Source organism: Streptomyces sp. NPDC001594, from assembly GCF_042893675.1.
Lineage (GTDB): Bacteria > Actinomycetota > Actinomycetes > Streptomycetales > Streptomycetaceae > Streptomyces.
The window spans coordinates 73879-92487 of the sequence record NZ_JBIAVB010000024.1 but is presented as its reverse complement, the minus strand read 5'-3'; the positions used below and the strand labels follow the sequence as shown (position 1 = coordinate 92487).

Below are 18609 nucleotides of genomic sequence, written 5' to 3'. Positions count from 1 at the left end.
AAAACGCTTGCACACCGCCCCCAGCCACCCCCGCCCACCCCCCCCCCGCCCGCCCCCGCCCAACATCGAAGCCCGCCCCGGACGACACCCCACCCCGGCCCCGACCCCGGCCACCCCCGACCCCGCCCCCGACCCCGCCCGGCCAGGGCAGCGGCCGACCCCATACCCGCCCGACCAGGGCAAAGACCGACCCCATACCCGCCCGACCAGGGCAGCGGCCGACTCCGTAACCGCCCGGCCAGGGCAGCGGCAAAATGGACGACACCCCCACCCCCCAGGAGCCCCGCCGTGAGCCATCCCCCGCGGAAACCCGACACCCGCGCCCTGGCCACCGTCATGCACGCGGCGTTCTTCCTCCTCCTCGGCGCCTCCGTGGCCCGCTTCCTCCTCCGCCACCCCGGCGAACCCCGCACCCCGTGGATCATCGCCCTCAGCATCACCCTGGCCCTCCTCTACGTCCTGGGCCCCGCCGTGGGCGGCGGCACCACCGCCGCACCCGCCCCCCACCGCCGGAGGCGCTGGCTCTGGCTGGGCCTCGTCGTGGCCACCTGGGTGGTCCTCGTCGTCCTCGCCCCCAGCTTCGCCTGGTGCGCCGTCCCCCTCTTCTTCACCACCCTCCGCACCCTCCCCCCACGCGCCGCGGCAGCCCTCGTCACCGTCCTCACCGTCTTCGTCGTCGCGGCCCAGCTCAAGCTCTCCACCGCCTTCGACCCCAACCTCCTCCTCGCCCCACCCGCCATCGCCGCCCTCGCGACGGCCGTCTTCATCCACATGGAACGCCAGGCCCAGGCCCAACGCGCACTCATCGACGACCTGATCCGCACCCGCAGGGAACTGGCCGCCACGGAACGCCGCGAAGGCACCCTCGCCGAACGCCAGCGCCTGTCCATGGAGATCCACGACACCCTCGCCCAGCACCTGTCCAGCCAGCAGATGCTCCTCCAGGCCGCCGACCGCACCTGGGACACCGACCCCGCCACCGCCCGCGGCCACGTCCGCACCGCCACCGGCATCGCCGCCCGCGGCCTCGCCGAGGCCCGCCGCCTCGTCCACGACCTGGCCCCACCCGAACTCGACAACGGCACCGGTCTCGCCGACGCCCTGCGCGCCCTGGACGCCGGCCCGGACATCGAGGTCCGCTTCCACCTCGAAGGCACCCCCGCCCCGCTCCCCGACCGCGCCGAATCCGCTCTGCTGCGCATCGCCCAGGGCGCCCTCGCCAACATCCGCGAACACTCCGGCGCCCGCACCGCCGCCCTCACCCTCAGCTTCCTCGGCGACCAGGTCGTCCTGGACATCGCCGACGACGGCACGGGCTTCCCCACCGCCCCCACCGGCGCCCCGACCCCCACCCCCACCACCACCCCCACCGACCGCGGCCACGGCCTCCCCGCCATGCGCGCCCGCGTGCGCCAGCTCGGCGGAAGCCTCACCATCGAATCCACCCCCGGCGAAGGCACCGTCCTCTCGGCCTCGATCCCCCTGGAGCCCACAGGATGACGACGATCCTCCTCTGTGACGACCACGTCGTCGTCCGCGCCGGCCTGCTCGCCCTGCTCGGCAGCGAACCCGACATCGAGGTCCTCGGCGAAGCCGGCAGCGGCGAGGAGGCCGTCGCCCTGGCCGCCAAGCTCCACCCCGACGTCGTCCTCATGGACCTCCAGCTCGGCGAGGGCATCGACGGGGTCGAAGCCACCCGCCGCATCACCGCCCTCCCCCGCCCCCCGCACGTCCTCGTCCTCACCACGTACGACACGGACGCCGACATCACCCGGGCCATCGGCGCCGGAGCCACCGGCTACCTCCTGAAGGCCGAACGCCCCGAGGAACTCTTCGCCGCCATCCACTCCGCCGCCGCCGGCCGCACCACCCTCTCCGCCCCCGTCGCCAGCCGCGTCATGGCCCACATGCGCGGCACCCGCCCCACCCTCACCGACCGCGAACTCGACATCCTCGGCCAGCTGGCCCGCGGCCTCGGCAACCGCGACATCGCCCGCGCCCTGTTCATCAGCGAAGCCACGGTCAAGACCCACCTCGGCCGCATCTACGACAAGCTCGGCGTCGACACCCGCGCCGGCGCCGTGGCGGTGGCCAAGGAACAGCGCCTCCTGCCCTCCTGACCCCCACGACGCACCACCTCCCACCCACCCGTGACACCATCGACTACGTGCTCGACATCGGCTACTCCCTCTCCCGGCGCTTCCCGGACCCCCCGCAGACCGACTACCGCTCGGCGGACGTCCACACCCTGCGCCACGACCTCTTCTGCGGCGACGTCTACCTCGCGGACACCGAAAAGGACACCGAGGTGTCCACAGCCTGGGGATGGGTACCCGTACTCGACTTCGCCTGGGCCCTCTGCGACATCGTCGAACAACTCGACCAGGACCCCCGCGGCAGCCGCTCCTCCCAGAGCCGGTACGCCGAACTCGACTTCACCGAGTCCAGCGACCGCATGCTCTTCGAACGCCGCTTCGGCTGGGTCGACATCGAAGCCGACTGGATGCCCCCGGAGGAGGACCCGCTGACCTTCAGCCACCGCCTCCTGCGCCGCGAGGCCCGCGACTTCCTCCACGACCTCATCGCCGACCTCGTCGACATGCACGAGGGCCTCGCCGACAACCCGGTCATCTGGACCCTCCAGGCCCGCTTCCCCCGCGTCCCCGCCTGACCGACCGGCCGCCCGGCCGCCCGGCCCGCGGTACGACCCGGTCACGACGGCCGCCTACCCCACCACCCGCACACCCAGCTGCGCCGCCAGCACCGGAGCCAGATCGAACAGCTGCGACGGACTGATCACCGCCCCGGCCAAGGACTCCACCCCCCGCGCCACCCCCAGCTCCACCGCGCCCCGCAGATCCACGTCCACCAGCCGCGCCCCCGTCACGTCCGCTCCCCGCAGCACGCAGTCCCGGAACTCCACCCGCTCCAGCACCGCACCCCCGAAATCCGGCTCCACCAGCACGCACCCCTCGAACACCACGTCCCGCAGCCGCGCCTGCCGCAGGTTCAGGTAATCGATCTTGCCGCCCCGCACCAGGACCCGCTCCAGCACCGCCCCGTGCATCTGCACCCCGCCCAACCGGGCGTCCACCAGCTCCACGTCCCGCAACGACGCCCCCGCCAGGTCCACCCCCACCCCCCGGACCTCCTCCAGCACCGAGTCCAGCACCCGCGCCTTCACCAGCCCGGCCCCGTCCAGCCCGCACCGCCGCAGCGCACAGTCCATGAACCGCGCCCCCACCGCCTCCTGCCCCGCCAGATCCAGATCGGCGAACTCCAGCCCGTCGTAATCCCCGTCCGGCTCCAGCGCACCCCCCTCCCACCCCGCCAGCTCCGGCAGCACCACCTCCGCACGCCTCGCCGCCTTCACCGACTGCCCGCCACCACGACCGTTCCTCGCCATGCCCCCATCGTGACCGACCCCACCGACAATCCACCCCTTGACCTCAACTCCACTCGAGGTCGGAACCTGTCCCCATGACCCCCGACACCGACACCGACACCGACACCGACACCCCCATGAGGGCCATCCGCCTCCACGCCTTCGGCCCCGCCGAGAACCTCACCTACGAGACGACCCCCCGCCCCGCCCCCGCCCCCGGCCAGGTCCGCATCAAGGTCGCCGCCGCCGGCGTCCACCTCCTCGACACCTCCCTCCGCCAGGGCATCCAGGGACCCCCCGCACCCCTCCCCGACCTCCCCACCATCCCCGGCCGCGAGATCGCCGGCACCGTCGACGCCCTCGGCTCCGGCACCGACCCCGCCTGGCTCGGCCGCACCGTCGTCACCCACCTCGGCTTCCACCCCGGCGGCTACGCCGAACACGCCGTCGCCGACGCCACCCGGCTGCACCCCGTACCCGACGGCCTGGACCCCGCCGAAGCCGTCGCCATGATCGGCACCGGCCGCACCACCCTCGGCATCCTCCAGTTCGCCGACCTCGGCCCCCACTCCACCGCCCTGGTCACCGCCGCCGCCGGAGGCATCGGCACCCTCCTCGTCCAGTACGCCAAGAACGCCGGCGCCACCGTCATCGCCCTCGCCGGCGGCCCCGCCAAAACCGCCCTCGCCACCGCCAACGGCGCCGACCTCGCCCTCGACTACACCACCCCCGACTGGGCCGACACCCTCCGCGCCCACCACCCCCACGGCGCCACCGTCCTCTTCGACTCCGTCGGCGGCACCACCGCCCGCACCGCCCTCACCCTCCTCGCCGAAGCCGCCCGCGCCCACCACGACCTCGAAACCCGCGCCACCACCGGCAAGGTCGTCCTCGAACCCTGACCCCGCACCTGGACACCCCTCCCACACCCCCTGTACCAACTCCCCCATGACGATCAACGGCGGAATCTCCTTCTGGTACGCGAACGACACGGCCCCCCACCAGCCGCCCCGCGCCCCCCTCACCACCGACGCCACCGCCGACGTCGCCATCGTCGGAGGCGGCTACACCGGCCTGTGGACCGCCTACTACCTCAAGCGCGCCGCCCCCGACCTCCGCGTCACCGTCCTCGAACAGAAGTTCTGCGGCTACGGCGCCTCCGGCCGCAACGGCGGCTGGCTCTACAACGGCATCGCCGGCCGCGACCGCTACGCCGAGCTCCACGGCCACCAGGCCGCCCGCCGCCTCCAGCAGGCCATGAACGACACCGTCACCGAGGTCATCGACGTGGCCGCGGCGGAATCCATCGACGCCGACATCCACCGCGGCGGCGTCCTCGAAGTCGCCCGCACCCCCGCCCAGCTCACCCGCCTCAAGGCCTTCCACGCCGGCGAACTCTCCTTCGGAGAAACCGACCGCGAGCTCTACGACGCCACCGAAACCCGCACCCGCATCGACATCGCCGACGCCGTCGGCTCCAGCTGGACCCCCCACGGCGCCCGCATCCACCCCGTCAAACTCCTCCGCGGCCTCGCCACCGCCTGCGAACGCCTCGGCGTCGTCATCCACGAGTGCACCCCCGTCACCGAACTCGCCCCCCGCCGCGCCGTCACCCCCTACGGCACCGTCCGCGCCCCCTACGTCCTGCGCTGCACCGAAGGCTTCACCGCCTCCCTCAAGGGCCACAAACGCACCTGGCTCCCCATGAACTCCTCGATGATCGTCACGGCCCCCCTCCCCCCGTCCGTCTGGGCCCGGCTCAACTGGCAGGACGCCCCCCTCCTCGGCGACATGGCCCACGCCTACATGTACGCCCAGCGCACCGCCGACGACCGCATCGCGATCGGCGGCCGCGGCGTCCCCTACCGCTTCGGCTCCCGCACGGACAACGACGGCCGCACCCAGCCGACCACCATCGCCGCCCTCACCACCCTCCTCACCACCTTCTTCCCCCTCCTCACCGGCACGGAGATCACCCACGCCTGGTCCGGCGTCCTCGGCGTCCCCCGCGACTGGTGCGCCACGGTCACCCTGGACGCCGCCACGGGCCTCGGCTGGGCCGGCGGCTACGTCGGCTCGGGCGTCGCCACCGCCAACCTCGCGGCCCGCACCCTCCGCGACCTGGTCCTGGGCGACCCCACCGACCTGACCACCCTCCCCTGGGTCCACCACCGCGTCCGCCGCTGGGAACCGGAACCCCTCCGCTGGCTGGGCGTCCACGCCCTCTACGCCGCCTACCGCACAGCAGACCGCCACGAAGCGAAAACCCACACCCCGAACACAACCCCCCTGGCCCACCTCGCCAACCGCATCTCGGGCCGCACCTGAGGCATGCCGAAGGCCCCGGACCAGGGTGGTCCGGGGCCTTCGGAAGCGGAGCCCCCTGTCGGATTCGAACCGACGACCTACGCTTTACAAGAGCGTTGCTCTAGCCAGCTGAGCTAAGGAGGCGGGGCCGCCAACACTCTACACAGCGGCCCCATAATCCGCCCCGTCAGATTGCTGACAGATCCCCCCGCGCCGGGTAGCGTCGGGCCGAGTCCTGAATATTGGACTAGACCTTCCACTCGGATCGTCCGGCACGTTCCTGCCGGTAGAAGGGATGCATCACCATGGCTTCTGTCACCTTCGACAAGGCGACCCGCCTCTACCCCGGCGGCGACAAGCCCGCCGTCGACCAGCTGGAGCTGGAGATCGAGGACGGCGAGTTCCTCGTCCTCGTCGGCCCCTCCGGCTGCGGCAAGTCCACCTCGCTGCGCATGCTCGCCGGCCTGGAGGACGTCAACGGCGGTGCCATCCGCATCGGGGAGCGCGACGTCACGCACCTGCCGCCCAAGGACCGGGACATCGCGATGGTGTTCCAGAACTACGCGCTCTACCCGCACATGACCGTCGCCGACAACATGGGCTTCGCGCTCAAGATCGCCGGTGAGGACAAGGCCACCATCCGCCGCAAGGTGGAGGAGGCGGCGAAGATGCTGGACCTGACCCAGTACCTCGACCGCAAGCCCAAGGCGCTCTCCGGCGGTCAGCGCCAGCGCGTCGCCATGGGGCGGGCCATCGTGCGCAAGCCGCAGGTGTTCCTCATGGACGAGCCGCTGTCGAACCTCGACGCCAAGCTCCGCGTGTCCACGCGTACGCAGATCGCCGCGCTCCAGCGCGACCTCGGGATCACCACCGTGTACGTCACGCACGACCAGGTCGAGGCCATGACCATGGGCGACCGGGTCGCGGTGCTCAAGGACGGCCTGCTCCAGCAGGTGGACACCCCGCGCAACATGTACGACCGGCCGGCGAACCTCTTCGTGGCCGGCTTCATCGGCTCCCCCGCCATGAACCTCGTCGAGGTGCCGATCACCGACGGCGGCGTGAAGTTCGGGGACAGCGTGGTGCCGGTGTCGCGCGAGGCGCTGTCGGCCGCGGCCGACGCGGGCGACAAGACCGTCACCGTCGGCGTGCGCCCCGAGCACTTCGACGTCGGTGAGACCGGCGGTCTGACGATCACCGTGAACGTCGTCGAGGAGCTGGGCGCCGACGGCTACGTCTACGGCAGCAAGGACGGCCAGGACATCGTGGTGCGCGTGGGCGGCCGCCAGGTGCCCGAGAAGGGCTCCTCGCTGCACGTGGTGCCGCGCGCCGACGAGATGCACGTGTTCTCGACGTCGACCGGGGCGCGCCTCTCCGACTGACAGCCGGCGAACCGAGGGGGAGGTTCCGTGAAGGGGCCTCCCCCTCGCGGCAGTTGTGGGTAGCGTTTCCCATGAACTCCGGCAGACCGGGCCATTCGGCCGCACACGTCAACCCTTAAATCGAAAAGCCACGTCGAACCATCCCCCGACCGGGTGACTAAATGTCGCCAAATCCTCACCGAGCGCTACTCTCGCCCTCGTGACCCACTCTGCCCGCCGAATCGGCCGTTCCCTCGCCCTGGTCCTGCCCGTCGTCCTGGTCCTGTCCGGGACCCTCGCGGTCACCATGGTCCCCTGGGCGGACAATTCGCCCTCCCAGGTCCTGACCGCCTCCGCCGAGGACGTCTCCGTGCCCGCGAAGCCGCGTGCCGCGCAGGACGTGCTCCGCGACAAGCTGCTGAGCGAGCTGCAGCAGGGGGAGAACCCCGGTGTCGTGCTCGGGCACCTGCAGGAGCAGGTGAACGGCCGGCCCTCGCTCGCCGAGCACTGCATGGGCATCGCCCGGGCGCTGGGCCGGGCCGCCGTCGAGGCGTACGGGCCGACGAAGGCACAGTCCTACTCGCGTCCGGTGTGTGACACCTCGTACGCGTCCGGGGTCGCCTCGATGGGCTGACGGGCTGATGCCCGTCGTGCCGTCCCCCCGGGTGCGGTGGCCGTCCCTACGCTGGCGGCCATGACCGGCGCCCCTCCCGCTTCCGCATCTTCCACCGACCGCGCGGCCGCGTTCCCGCCCCCGCCCGTCCAGGCCGTCGTCCTGGCGGGGGGCCAGGGTTCGCGGCTGCGGCCGTATACGGACGACCGGCCGAAGCCGATGGTCGAGATCCCGGGGACGGGAGTGCCGATCATCGGGCACCAGTTGGCGTGGCTGGCGGCGGAGGGGGTGACGGACGCGGTGGTCTCGTGCGGGCACCTCGCGGGGGTGCTGCAGGAGTGGCTGGCGGGGGCGGCGCTGCCGTTGCGGGTGACGACGGTGGTGGAGGACGAGCCGTTGGGGCGCGGGGGCGGGTTGAAGTACGCGGCCCGGCGGCTGCCGTATCCGGACCGGGCGTGGTACGCGACGAACGGCGACGTGTGGACGAGGTTCCCGTTGCGGGAGATGGCGGCGTTCCACGCGGAGCGGGAGGCGGTGGCGACGCTGGCGCTGGCGCGGCCGCGGATTCCGTGGGGGGTGGTGGAGACGAACGAGTTCGGGCAGGTGCTGGACTTCGTGGAGGCACCGCCGTCGCCCTATCCGGTCAATGCGGGGGTCTACGTGTTCGCGCCCGAATTCGCCGCGCTGCTGCCGGACGTGGGGGACCACGAGCGGACGACGTTCCCCCGGCTGGCACGGGAGCGACGGCTGGCGGGGTATCCGCTGCCGCAGGGGGCCTACTGGCGGGCGATCGACACGGCGAAGGATCTGGCGGAGGCGGCGCGGGAGTTGAGGGCTCAGGGCGCCCTCTGAGGCCGCTCCGTGGGGCGCTGCGGTCCGCGCCGGGAAGCCGAGAAGTGGAAGGGCCCGGCGCGCCGTTGGCGCGCCGGGCCCTGTGCCGTGTGAGGGGGGTGTCAGCCGAGGAGGCCGCCGACGAGGCCGGGCTTCTTGGCGGTGGTGTCGCCGCCGCGGCTGCCCGAGGTGGCGGGGGGCTGCTGCGGGCTGGACTGCCGGGGGGTGCTGCTGCGGGGGCTCTGGCCGCTGCCGCTGCCCTTGGTGGCGGTGGGGGCGCCGGAGCCGGAGCCGGCGCTCTCCCGGGTCGGGGCGCCGCTGCCGGTGCGGCCGGACTTGGCGGCGGGTGCGGAGGCGGAGGCCGAGGCGGACGGGGAGGCCTGCTTGGAGGGCTGCTGCTTGGCCGGCCCGGACTGCTGGGGGGCGGGGGGCTGCGGCAGGGGGCTGCCGGGGAGGTAGTTGCTGGGGGCCTGGCCGGGGCCGGGAACGGTGACGACGGTGCTGGAGCGGACGGCCCCGCCGAGGAGGGAGCCGATGAGGAGGGTGAGCCCGCAGACGACGGTGGCCATGATGGTGCCGCGGCGCAGGACGCGGCGGCGGAGCTGCCACACCTCGGAGCGGGGGCCGAGGGTGCGCCAGGCTTCGCCGGCGAGGCGTCCGTCGAGGGAGTAGACGGGGGCCCCGGCGATGATCAGCGGGCTCCAGGCGGCGAGGTAGATGATGTCGGGGGCGTCGTAGGCGGGCACGGTCTTCCAGCTGACGGTCATCAGCAGGGCGGCGGAGAGCAGGGCGCCGATGCAGGCGGCGAAGCGCTGCCAGAGGCCGAAGACGGTGAGGACGCCGACGATCACCTGGAGGAAGGCGACGGTGAGGCCGGCGCCGACGGGGTGGGCGAGGGCGAAGTCGCGCAGGGGCTCGGCGAGGGCCCAGGGGTGCAGGGTGCGCAGCCAGGTGACCATGGAGCCGCGTTCGCCGCCGTCGAAGTAGACGGGGTCGCAGAGTTTGCCCATGCCGGCGTAGATGGAGATGAAGCCGAGGAAGACGCGCAGCGGGAGCAGCACGACGCCGAGGTTCATGCGGCGGCCGGGGTAGTAGGAGGCCTGGGCGCGGTTGTCGGCGGGGCGGCGGGTGTCGGCGGCGGGGCCGCCGGGGTACGGGGGCTGTTGGTCGTAGGGCGCGTAGGGCTCGTACGGCTCGTGGGCCTGGCGCGGCTGGTCGGGTACGGCGCCCAGGGGGCGGGTCTCGTCGGGGTCGGCGTAGCTGCGCTGGCCGATGACGGTGGGGGTGGCGAGGGTGTCCTCGGTGAGGTCGCGCGCGAGGTCCACCCGGGGGATGGTCTGGGTGGCGCCGCCGTCGTAGTCGTCCTGGGCGCGTCCGGCTTCGCGGACGGCCTGGAGGAGTCCGCCGGTGGCCGCGGCGTCGCCGCCGGGGGCGGTCTTGCCGCTCCAGACGACGGGGGCGCGGCGGCGGGTGGCTCCGGCGGCCGCGACGGCTCCGGCGGCCAGGACCGGTGCGCGGCCGGGGCCGGGGGCATTCGCGGGCTTGGAACGCGCGCTCGGGCTCGGTGCGAGCCGCACGCGGAAGCTGGCGTGGTTGACGATGACCTGTGCGGGGTCGCACGGCACCTTGACCATGCTCAGCGCGGGCTGGTCGTCGAACCCTGACGTTCTGGTGTCCACACTCATCTAACCGAGTGATCAGTGTTTAGGACACTGCCTTGACAGCAGGGATCTGTCCGAGGCCCGTCAAGATCCGGCCACCTTGGTCACGGCAGAAACATTGTTCGGACATGTACCCCCATCTGGTGTGAGAATCCCGGGAGTTGCGTCGCCACGACTCTGGGGGAGCCGTCCGTGGAACAAGTTCAGCGTGCGCACAATCAACTGGTCTTCGCCGATCTCACCGACTATCCGGTGATGGCACAGGCCCTGGACAACCAGTGGCTTCCCGCAGGACTCGCCGAACGGCGGCAGAGCGCGCTCGCGGCGTCGGGGCCGCCGCCGGAGGCGGTCGCGGCGAGTGCGGCCGAATTGCGCCGCTCGCTCGTCAACAGCGGGACGCTGGTGGTCAACCGGGCGTTCCTCCTCAACAACAGCGCCCTGTACTCGTCCTATCTTCCGACGGCCGATCCGGCCGAGCGGCAGGCGTTCATCCGGCTGCTCGACTCCCGGGCGCTGGTGCCGTACCTGTACACGGAGCGGGATCCGGCGGGCGAGTTCACCTGGGGGTACGACCGGCAGGTGCACCGGGCGTGGGCGCGGCTGCTGGCGGACGAGGCGGATCCGGGGCTGGTGCGCTTCGACTGGGACGACGAGCGCAACGCCGAACTCGCGGGCCGGGTCGGGAACTGGTTCTCGACGGAGCTGTCGCGGCTGCGGCGGCTGGAGCCGGTGAACCTGGCCAAGAACCTGGGGATCGGGCTGGAACAGGCGCGGGCGATGCGCGAGGGGATCCTCAAGGAGCTGTACTTCTGGGCGGGTGACCAGGACAACGACCAGGCGATCACGCGCAATGCGGTGTACCAGCGGTTCCTGGGGCGGCCCGGTACCGACCCGTACGAGAACCTGCTGCGCGAGGGGCCGCACGTCGTGGCGACGAAGCAGCTGGTCGATCTGCTGTACGGCCTCGGCGTGCCGAAGGCGAGCGGTCTGGCGGCGCTGACGCCGCCGGATTCGCCGCCGCGTTCGACCCTGCAGGAGCTGCGGGCGGAGGAGCGGCCGCGGGACGACGACCCGGAGGCGGTGGCGCTGCTGCTGCGCGGGCTGCTCGCGGACGACCTGCACCGGGCGGTGGACGGCCCGAACTCGTACGCCGGGCTGGGGCTCGCGGACGTGGTGCGGCTGCGCCGCGAGGAGGAGTGGCGGGCCTACGTCGACGCTCTGGCGTCGTTCGTCCGGGGCGGTTTCGAGGGCGGGCGGCTGCCGTCACCGGAGGAGTTCGCGGCGGGGACGCGGGAGGTGGCGCGGCGGCACGCGCTGATGCTGCGGGCGGCGCGCAAGACGAGCCGCTCCGCGGACGGGTTCAAGCGGGAGATCGCGACGGTGCTGGTGGTGGAGTCGGCGGGGATCGCGCTCCAGGTGGCGGCGGGGCAGGACTTCTCCCCGCTCGCGGTGGCGGCGCAGATGCTGACGGCGGCGGCGGGCACGCTGACGGTCCGGCTGCAGTTCCGGGACAAGGCCGCCGGGTTGAGCCACAGCGTGACATTGCCGGCGCTCAGGCTGGGCAGTCTCAGGAAGGACTGGGCGACCATCGTGCAAGTGCTGGGGGCCGAGACCGTGGAGACCGACCGCGTCCTGGTGGGCGCGGGCCGGCTCGCGGACCGGCAGGCATAGCGCGGGGCCGGCGCCCCAGCGGCACAGCCATACGGCGGCAGGGGCCGACGGATCGGGGGACGGTAGATGGGCGTGGGCAAGGGGACCGAGCGGTACGAGGCGCTCCGCGCGGCGCGGCCGGAGCTGTTCCGCAACGAGCCGGGCGGGATCGAGATCCTCACCGACCCGGAAGCCGTGGCCGCGGCGGGCGGGGTGCTCTACCAGGACCCGTACGTGATGCTGGTCCGGGACGCGGTGCGGTTCCCGGACGGCCGTGAGGGGACGTACATCCGCGCGATCGGGACGACGGCCGAGCCGGGGTGCGTGGTGCTGCCGCTGCTGGAGGGGCGGGTGGTGCTGATCGAGCACTTCCGGCACGCGCCGCGCTCATGGGGGTGGGAGATCCCGCGGGGCTTCGGCACCCGGGGTCTGGAGGACACGGCGAACGCCGCGAAGGAGCTGCGCGAGGAGATCGGCGCGAAGGTGCTGGAGCTGCTGCCGCTGGGGGTCGTGCAGCCGGACACGGGGATGACGGGCGACCGGGTGCGGCTGTACGCGGCCCGGATCGACGGCATCGGCACGCTGGCGGTGGGTGAGGGGATCCGCAGGACGCTGACGGTGCCGTTCGGGGAGGCGGAGGCGATGGTCCTGGACGGCCGCATCACGGACGGGTTCACGATGGCGGCCCTGCTGCGGGCCCGGCTGGCGGGCCTGGGCGGCTGAGGGACGGCCCGGGGGCCGCCGTACGGAGCGTGCGGAGTGCGGAGTGCGGAGTGCTGGTGCGTACCGTACGGCGGCCCCGGGGCGCGGATCCGCGCCCCGGGGCCGAGCTGGGGGCCGAGCCGGGGGGCGTTGGGGAGGGAGCGGCCGGGTGGGGCCGTTCCGGTCAGACGCGGCCCTGGGCGGCGCGGCGGCGGGCGGCCTCGTAGAGGACGACGCCCGCGGCGACACCGGCGTTGAGGGACTCGGCGCCCCCCGGCATCGGGATGCGGACGAGGTAGTCGCAGTTCTCGCCGACGAGCCGGCCGAGGCCCTTGCCCTCGGAGCCGACGACGATGACGACGGGGCCGGCGAGGGCTTCGAGGTCCTGGACCTCGTGGGCGCCTTCGGCGGCGAGGCCGACGATGGCGATGCCGGCCTTCTTGTACTCCTGGAGGGCGCGGGTCAGGTTGGTGACGCGCGAGACCGGGGTACGGGCGGCGGTGCCGGCGGAGGTCTTCCACGCGCCGGCGGTCATGCCGGCGGCGCGGCGCTCGGGGATGACCACGCCGTGGCCGCCGAAGGCGGAGACGGAGCGGACGATCGCGCCGAGGTTGCGCGGGTCGGTGACGCCGTCGAGGGCGACGATGAGGGGGTCCTCGCCGTTGTCGTAGGCGGCGTCGGTGAGGTCCTCGGGGTGCGCGTACTCGTACGGCGGGACCTGGAGGACGAGGCCCTGGTGGTTGAGCCCGTTGGTCATCCGGTCGAGCTCGGGGCGCGGGGCCTCCATCAGGTTGATGTTGCCGCGCTCGCCGGCGAGCTTGAGGGCGTCGCGGACGCGCTCGTCGTTGTCGATGAACTGCTGCACGTAGAGGGTGGTGGCGGGGACGCCGTCACGCAGGGCCTCGAAGACCGGGTTGCGGCCGACGACCATCTCGCTGGCGCCCTTGGGGCCGCCGCGGCGGGGGGCGGGGCGGCGCTTGGCGGCCTGGCGGGCCATGGCGTTGGAGACGCGGAACGCCTTGTGGCCCTTGCGGTCCTCCGCCTTGGGGGTGGGGCCCTTGCCTTCCAGACCCCGGCGCCGCTGGCCACCGCTGCCGACCGTAGCGCCCTTCTTGTTGGACGTGCGGCGGTTCCTGCGCTGGCTGTTACCGGCCATGACCTCTACCTGTTTCGTTCGTGCTGCGATATGTACGTATGAAGAGTGTGCCGCCCGGAAGGCCGAGCGGCACAACGGCGCTGGTCCGAGCGGGTCCGCCCCCGGTGAGGAGCGGCCCCGCGCGGACCTGGATCAGCGCGGGCCGAGGGTCCAGCGCGGACCGGTCGGGCTGTCCTCGATGACGAGACCGGACTGCTGGAGCTGGTCGCGGATGGCGTCGGCGGTCGCCCAGTCCTTGCGGGCCCGCGCGGACTCGCGCTGGTCCAGGACGAGGCGTACGAGGGTGTCGACGGCGCCGTGCAGTTCCTCGCCGCGGTCGGACTCGCCGGCCCACTGGGGGTCGAGCGGGTCCAGGCCGAGGACGCCCAGCATGGCCCGTACCTCGGAGAGGCGGGCGATGGCCGCGTCCTTGTCGTCGGCGGCGAGCGCGCTGTTGCCCTGGCGGACGGTGGTGTGGACGATCGCGAGGGCCTGGGGGACGCCCAGGTCGTCGTCCATCGCCTCGGCGAAGGCCGGCGGCACCTCGGCGGCGGCCTCGACGGGCCCGCCCGCCTTCTCCACCACGCGCTGGCAGAAGCCCTCGATCCGCGCGAAGGCGGACTCGGCCTCGCGCAGCGCCTCCTCGCTGTACTCGATCATCGAGCGGTAGTGCGGGGTGCCGAGGTAGTAGCGCAGGACGATCGGGCGCCACTGCTTGACCATCTCGGAGACGAGCACCGAGTTGCCGAGCGACTTGGACATCTTCTCGCCGGACATGGTCACCCAGGCGTTGTGCACCCAGAAGTTGGCGAACTCGTCGCCGAAGGCCTTGGCCTGGGCGATCTCGTTCTCGTGGTGCGGGAAGATCAGGTCCAGGCCGCCGCCGTGGATGTCGAAGGCGGAGCCGAGGTACTTGTGGGCCATGGCGGAGCACTCCAGGTGCCAGCCGGGGCGGCCGCGGCCCCACGGGGTCTCCCAGGAGGGCTCGCCGGGCTTGGCGGCCTTCCACATGGCGAAGTCGCGGGAGTCGCGCTTGCCGGTCTCGCCCTCGGCGGAGGGCTGGAGGAGGTTGTCGAGCTCCTGGTTGGACAGCTCCAGGTAGCCGGGGAAGGAGCGCACGTCGAAGTAGACGTTGCCGTCGGCCTCGTACGCGTGGCCGCGCTCGATCAGCCCGCGCATCATCTCGACCATCTCGGTGACGTGGCCGGTGGCGCGGGGCTCGTAGGTGGGCGGCAGGCAGCCGAGGGCGGCGTAGCCGTCGTTGAAGGCGCGCTCGTTCTCGTAGCCGATGGACCACCAGGGGCGGCCCTGCTCGGCCGACTTGGAGATGATCTTGTCGTCGATGTCCGTGACGTTGCGGATGAAGGTGACGTCGTAGCCGCGGTAGGTGAACCAGCGGCGCATCATGTCGAAGTTGAGGCCGGAGCGGATGTGCCCGATGTGCGGTGCCGCCTGGACGGTGGCACCACAGAGGTAGATCGAGACGCAGCCCGGCGTGAGCGGGGTGAAGTCGCGGATCTGCCGGGCGCTGGTGTCGTACAGGCGAATAGTCACGGCATCCAGGGTAGTGCGCCTGCGGCAGTGCCCCGCGACCGTTTGAGGTCGCGGGGACTCTTTGTTGCCGAAGAGGTGACATCGGTCATCGGCGGCCTGACATCCGTAACGGCCGCCTCGTGGGCATACCCCGTACTCAGTCCCGGTTCGTCCGGTGGACGAGGGCGGTGGCGATGGCGGCGAGCCCCTCGGCGCGGCCGGTGAGGCCGAGCCCGTCGGTGGTGGTGCCGGACACGGAGACGGGGGCGCCCGCGGCGGCCGCGAGCGCCTTCTGCGCTTCTTCGCGCCGCTTGCCGATCTTCGGGCGGACGCCGATCACCTGGATCGCGATGTTGCCGATCTCGAAGCCCTCGGCGCGGACGATGCGGGCGGCCTCCGCCAGGAGGGTGACGCCGGCGGCGCCGGACCACTCGGGGCGGGAGGTGCCGAAGTGGGCGCCGAGGTCGCCGACGCCGGCGGCGGAGAAGAGGGCGTCGCAGGCGGCGTGGGCGGCGACGTCGCCGTCGGAGTGCCCGGCGAGCCCGTCCTCGCCCTCCCAGAGCAGGCCGGCGCACCACAGCTCACGGCCGGCCTCGAAGGCGTGCACGTCGGTGCCGATGCCGACGAGCGGCATCAGGGGGGCGGCGGGCGCCCCGGCGGGCTGCTCGGAACCTGCGGGGCTAGTACGCATCGGTGGCCCTCCTGCGGGCGAGTACGGCCTCGGCGAGGACCAGGTCGAGGGGGCGGGTGACCTTGAAGGCCTCCTCGTGGCCGGGGACGACCACGACGGTGACCCCGGTGCGCTCCACCATCCCGGCGTCGTCGGTGGCGCCCTCTCCGGCGACGGCGATGGTGTCGTGCGCGTGCAGGAGGGTCTTCAGGTCGAAGCCCTGAGGGGTCTGCACGGCGCGCAGCCGGGCCCGCTCGGGGGTGCCGAGGACGGGCTCGGGCTCGCCGGGGCGGCCGGGCTCGACCTCCTTGACGGTGTCGGCCAGCGGCAGGGCGGGGACGACGGCGGGGGCGCCGTCGCGGACGGCCTCCACGACCGAGTCCACGGTGTCGACGGGGACCAGCGGGCGGGCCGCGTCGTGGATGAGGACGGAGGTGATGTCGGCCGGAAGGGCGTCCAGGCCGGCGCGCACGGATTCCTGACGGGTCTCGCCGCCGGGGACGACGAGGACGTCCGTGCGCTCGGGCAGCGGGTGCTCGTCGAGGAGGTGGCGCACCTCCGTGGCCCCGTCGGGCGGGGCGACGACCACGACGAGGGACACGGCGCGGGAGCGGGCCATGGCGCGGACGGCGTGGACCAGCATCGGTGTCCCGCCGAGGGCCCGCAGGGCCTTGGGGGCGCCGGGGCCGAGGCGTACCCCGCGGCCGGCGGCCGGGATCACCGCGGCGGTGCGGTGGGGGCGGGATTCGTCAGACATCAGTAGCTCCGAGCCAGGTTTGTGACTTCGGCCGACATGGGTATGGCCTGAAGGGTGCCGGGTGCGACGCCCTCGCCCCTTCCGTGACGACCGGTCGAGCCGGCTGCCCGGACCCGGCACGCCAGATGGTGCAGCCCGTGGAAGCGGACGAAGCGGAAGCGGACGCAGACATGCCGCAGCGCCCGGCAACAGCCCTCCCGTGGAGGAGAGGGCCTGTCATCGGGCACCGCGGCACACTGTGATCACAGCGCTTGATCGAGATGCGTGAGCGTCAGGACGCGAGCACCTCGTCGAGGAGGGCCTCGGCCTTGTCCTCGTTCGTGTTTTCGGCGAGCGCGAGCTCGCTCACCAGAATCTGACGCGCCTTCGCGAGCATCCGCTTCTCACCAGCGGAAAGCCCACGCTCACGCTCACGACGCCACAGGTCGCGCACCACTTCGGCGACCTTGATGACATCGCCCGAAGCGAGCTTCTCCAGATTTGCCTTGTAGCGACGTGACCAGTTCGTGGGCTCTTCTGCGTACGGTGCGCGGAGCACCTCGAAGACCCGGTCCAGCCCGTCCTGGCCGACTACGTCGCGAACACCGACGAACTCCGCATTGTCCGCAGGCACACGAACCGTCAGGTCGCCCTGGGCGACCTTGAGCACCAAGTAGGTCTTGTCCACGCCTTTGATCTGGCGAGTTTCGATGGCCTCGATCAGCGCGGCCCCGTGATGGGGATAGACCACGGTGTCGCCAACCTTGAACGTCATGTGACAGGTACCCCTTCCGTGGCTATCCAGGGTAACACGAGAACCGACTGTTATGAATGGCGTTTTCGCAGGTCAGGGCACATCTCGGGGCTTGACAACAGCGACACGAACGTGCTGCGGAAGGGTTCCGGAGGGGGGTATTCGCAGGTCGGAGGCGCTGTGCGGACCGGGCGAAACGACCACGTTACACCGGGCGGACGCATCCACCAGTGTGACGTACGTCCCGTTTTGTCGGGTTCTAGGGCAGGAAACCGAAGTACTCCGTTCGACTGGCGGCCACGCGTACGGAGCGGGTTCCGGCCCAATCCTGAATTGATCACGGGCCGGCGTTCGACGGAATGCCTGAATTCGATCATCGGAGGACCCTCCGGCCCGATAGCGGAATGCAAGATCGCGCACGCGTGCGGCGCGGTGCGCCCGCTGCGGAGGGTCGGGTGCGGGGGCGGGGTGGCGGCTCGGTAACCTAAGGCCGCTGACACACCCTTAGGGCGGCTTTACCTCGGCCGCTCCGAGAGCCCACCGTCCCGTCCGTACGTCCAAGGAGTTGCCGCCGCCGTGAGCCGCAGCCTTCGACGCGGCGCCCTCGCCGCTTCCGCCGTAGTGTTCTCGCTCGCCTCGCTTGCCGCGTGCGGCGCGGGCAACGACGCGCAGACTCTCCAGATCAAGCCGGACAACGCCGCCGTCACCAAGGGCGACATCAAGGTCCAGAACGCCCTGGTGATCACCAAGGGCGACAAGGAGAAGAAGGGCCCGGCCTCCGTCTCCGCGACCCTCTTCAACTCCGGCGACAAGGACCAGACCCTCGACGCGATCACCCTGGCGGGTGGCAAGTCCAAGGTGACCCTCAAGGGCGCCGAGGGCTCCGGCAAGGTCACCGTCCCCGCCGGCGGCTCCGTGGTCCTCGGCGGCAAGGGCAACGCCTCCGCCGTCGTCGAGGGCGGCCGCGAGGCCGTCCAGAACGGCAACGTGCAGGAGATGACCTTCCAGCTCAGCACCGCCGGTGACGTGAAGCTCGAGGCCTACGTCGTCCCGGCGACCGGCATGTACGCCGGCTACGGCCCCACCGAGGCCCCGGCCGCGGGCGCCACCCCGGCCCCGTCCGGCTCGGCCTCCGCCTCCCCGTCGGGCAGCCCCTCCGGCTCCCCGGCCGCCTCCCCGTCGGGCTCCGCCTCCGGCAGCCCGTCGGGCTCCCCCGCGGCCTCGCCGTCGCACAGCGCCGGCCACTGACCACGGGCGCACACGGACACACG

General features: G+C 72.5%; 17 protein-coding genes, 1 tRNA gene and 1 pseudogene. 11 read left to right on the top strand and 8 right to left on the bottom strand.

The genetic code is table 11. The features are described from left to right. The first annotated feature begins 336 nt into the window (after window positions 1-336). From ACFY0O_RS34855 to ACFY0O_RS34845, 3 genes are read left to right on the top strand one after another with little or no spacing between them, the layout of a single operon-like run. Window positions 337-1500 carry a sensor histidine kinase gene (locus tag ACFY0O_RS34855; protein ID WP_388954436.1) on the top strand — a complete coding sequence of 388 codons (1164 nt, stop codon included), beginning with the start codon at window positions 337-339 and terminating at the stop codon, window positions 1498-1500. After that, entirely contained in the window at window positions 1497-2120 is a 624-nt protein-coding gene (locus tag ACFY0O_RS34850; protein WP_365149665.1) for a response regulator transcription factor, read from the top strand. Before ACFY0O_RS34855 ends, ACFY0O_RS34850 begins: the two co-directional genes overlap by 4 nt. Before the next feature lie 47 nt (window positions 2121-2167). Continuing rightward, entirely contained in the window at window positions 2168-2671 is a 504-nt protein-coding gene (locus tag ACFY0O_RS34845; protein WP_358895722.1) for a hypothetical protein, read from the top strand. A gap of 54 nt (window positions 2672-2725) precedes the next feature. On the opposite strand, the gene ACFY0O_RS34840 is transcribed toward ACFY0O_RS34845, so the two are convergent. Next, on the bottom strand, window positions 2726-3406 hold the full coding sequence (locus ACFY0O_RS34840; RefSeq protein ID WP_388954426.1) for a pentapeptide repeat-containing protein: 681 nt from the start codon (window positions 3404-3406) through the stop codon (window positions 2726-2728). Window positions 3407-3522: 116 nt separating this feature from the next. On the opposite strand from ACFY0O_RS34840, the pseudogene ACFY0O_RS34835 reads away from it, so the two are divergent. Both ACFY0O_RS34835 and ACFY0O_RS34830 read left to right on the top strand, forming a co-directional pair. After that, window positions 3523-4230, top strand: a pseudogene (locus tag ACFY0O_RS34835) (zinc-binding dehydrogenase); the annotation flags it as partial. A gap of 103 nt (window positions 4231-4333) precedes the next feature. Then, window positions 4334-5713 (top strand): NAD(P)/FAD-dependent oxidoreductase, encoded by a 1380-nt coding sequence (locus tag ACFY0O_RS34830; RefSeq protein ID WP_388954423.1) that lies wholly within the window; start codon window positions 4334-4336, stop codon window positions 5711-5713. 49 nt (window positions 5714-5762) lie between these two features. On the opposite strand, the gene ACFY0O_RS34825 is transcribed toward ACFY0O_RS34830, so the two are convergent. After that, a tRNA-Thr gene (locus tag ACFY0O_RS34825) sits at window positions 5763-5836 on the bottom strand. A 161-nt stretch (window positions 5837-5997) separates the two neighbouring features. Here ACFY0O_RS34825 and ACFY0O_RS34820 point away from each other — a divergent pair. The 3 genes from ACFY0O_RS34820 to ACFY0O_RS34810 all read left to right on the top strand — a co-directional run bounded on the left by ACFY0O_RS34820 (window position 5998) and on the right by ACFY0O_RS34810 (window position 8518). Beyond that, window positions 5998-7074, top strand: a complete 1077-nt coding sequence (locus ACFY0O_RS34820; protein ID WP_388954420.1) for an ABC transporter ATP-binding protein — start codon at window positions 5998-6000, stop codon at window positions 7072-7074. Between the two features lie 199 nt (window positions 7075-7273). After that, entirely contained in the window at window positions 7274-7687 is a 414-nt protein-coding gene (locus tag ACFY0O_RS34815) for a hypothetical protein (RefSeq protein ID WP_388954417.1), read from the top strand. Between the two features lie 60 nt (window positions 7688-7747). Further along, complete coding sequence (locus ACFY0O_RS34810) at window positions 7748-8518, top strand: NDP-sugar synthase (protein WP_388954414.1); 771 nt, start codon at window positions 7748-7750, stop codon at window positions 8516-8518. Between the two features lie 101 nt (window positions 8519-8619). Here ACFY0O_RS34810 and ACFY0O_RS34805 read toward each other — a convergent pair whose 3' ends face one another. Next, a complete protein-coding gene (locus ACFY0O_RS34805) occupies window positions 8620-10182 on the bottom strand; it encodes a DoxX family membrane protein (protein ID WP_388954411.1) in 1563 nt (520 codons plus the stop codon). A gap of 168 nt (window positions 10183-10350) precedes the next feature. On the opposite strand from ACFY0O_RS34805, the gene ACFY0O_RS34800 reads away from it, so the two are divergent. Both ACFY0O_RS34800 and ACFY0O_RS34795 read left to right on the top strand, forming a co-directional pair. Further along, window positions 10351-11829, top strand: coding sequence for a hypothetical protein (locus ACFY0O_RS34800; RefSeq protein WP_388954408.1), 1479 nt, complete (start codon window positions 10351-10353; stop codon window positions 11827-11829). Between the two features lie 72 nt (window positions 11830-11901). Then, complete coding sequence (locus ACFY0O_RS34795) at window positions 11902-12531, top strand: NUDIX hydrolase (protein WP_388954405.1); 630 nt, start codon at window positions 11902-11904, stop codon at window positions 12529-12531. Window positions 12532-12694: 163 nt separating this feature from the next. Here ACFY0O_RS34795 and rlmB read toward each other — a convergent pair whose 3' ends face one another. From rlmB to ACFY0O_RS34770, 5 genes are all read right to left on the bottom strand, one after another. After that, window positions 12695-13666, bottom strand: coding sequence for a 23S rRNA (guanosine(2251)-2'-O)-methyltransferase RlmB (gene rlmB, locus ACFY0O_RS34790; RefSeq protein WP_388954402.1), 972 nt, complete (start codon window positions 13664-13666; stop codon window positions 12695-12697). A gap of 132 nt (window positions 13667-13798) precedes the next feature. After that, complete coding sequence (cysS, locus tag ACFY0O_RS34785; RefSeq protein WP_388954399.1) at window positions 13799-15199, bottom strand: cysteine--tRNA ligase; 1401 nt, start codon at window positions 15197-15199, stop codon at window positions 13799-13801. A gap of 136 nt (window positions 15200-15335) precedes the next feature. Further along, window positions 15336-15869 (bottom strand): 2-C-methyl-D-erythritol 2,4-cyclodiphosphate synthase, encoded by a 534-nt coding sequence (ispF, locus tag ACFY0O_RS34780; RefSeq protein WP_388954395.1) that lies wholly within the window; start codon window positions 15867-15869, stop codon window positions 15336-15338. Beyond that, window positions 15859-16605 (bottom strand): 2-C-methyl-D-erythritol 4-phosphate cytidylyltransferase, encoded by a 747-nt coding sequence (gene ispD, locus ACFY0O_RS34775; RefSeq protein ID WP_388954393.1) that lies wholly within the window; start codon window positions 16603-16605, stop codon window positions 15859-15861. The genes ispF and ispD overlap by 11 nt, the downstream gene beginning before the upstream one ends. Window positions 16606-16876: 271 nt before the next feature. Continuing rightward, window positions 16877-17359 (bottom strand): CarD family transcriptional regulator, encoded by a 483-nt coding sequence (locus tag ACFY0O_RS34770; RefSeq protein WP_003953493.1) that lies wholly within the window; start codon window positions 17357-17359, stop codon window positions 16877-16879. Window positions 17360-17914: 555 nt separating this feature from the next. Here ACFY0O_RS34770 and ACFY0O_RS34765 point away from each other — a divergent pair. Further along, entirely contained in the window at window positions 17915-18586 is a 672-nt protein-coding gene (locus tag ACFY0O_RS34765) for a DUF461 domain-containing protein (protein WP_388954390.1), read from the top strand. The last annotated feature ends 23 nt before the right edge of the window (window positions 18587-18609 follow it).

What these genes read in the sequence shown, in the direction of transcription:
- ACFY0O_RS34855 (WP_388954436.1), top strand. Translation starts at nt 337, where the DNA reads ATGCACGCGGCGTTCTTCCTCCTCCTCGGCGCCTCCGTGGCCCGCTTC.
- ACFY0O_RS34850 (WP_365149665.1), top strand. Translation starts at nt 1,497, where the DNA reads ATGACGACGATCCTCCTCTGTGACGACCACGTCGTCGTCCGCGCCGGC.
- ACFY0O_RS34840 (WP_388954426.1), bottom strand. Translation starts at nt 3,406, where the DNA reads ATGGCGAGGAACGGTCGTGGTGGCGGGCAGTCGGTGAAGGCGGCGAGG.
- ACFY0O_RS34830 (WP_388954423.1), top strand. Translation starts at nt 4,334, where the DNA reads ATGACGATCAACGGCGGAATCTCCTTCTGGTACGCGAACGACACGGCC.
- ACFY0O_RS34820 (WP_388954420.1), top strand. Translation starts at nt 5,998, where the DNA reads ATGGCTTCTGTCACCTTCGACAAGGCGACCCGCCTCTACCCCGGCGGC.
- ACFY0O_RS34810 (WP_388954414.1), top strand. Translation starts at nt 7,748, where the DNA reads ATGACCGGCGCCCCTCCCGCTTCCGCATCTTCCACCGACCGCGCGGCC.
- ACFY0O_RS34805 (WP_388954411.1), bottom strand. Translation starts at nt 10,182, where the DNA reads ATGAGTGTGGACACCAGAACGTCAGGGTTCGACGACCAGCCCGCGCTG.
- rlmB (WP_388954402.1), bottom strand. Translation starts at nt 13,666, where the DNA reads ATGGCCGGTAACAGCCAGCGCAGGAACCGCCGCACGTCCAACAAGAAG.
- ispF (WP_388954395.1), bottom strand. Translation starts at nt 15,869, where the DNA reads ATGCGTACTAGCCCCGCAGGTTCCGAGCAGCCCGCCGGGGCGCCCGCC.
- ispD (WP_388954393.1), bottom strand. Translation starts at nt 16,605, where the DNA reads ATGTCTGACGAATCCCGCCCCCACCGCACCGCCGCGGTGATCCCGGCC.
- ACFY0O_RS34770 (WP_003953493.1), bottom strand. Translation starts at nt 17,359, where the DNA reads ATGACGTTCAAGGTTGGCGACACCGTGGTCTATCCCCATCACGGGGCC.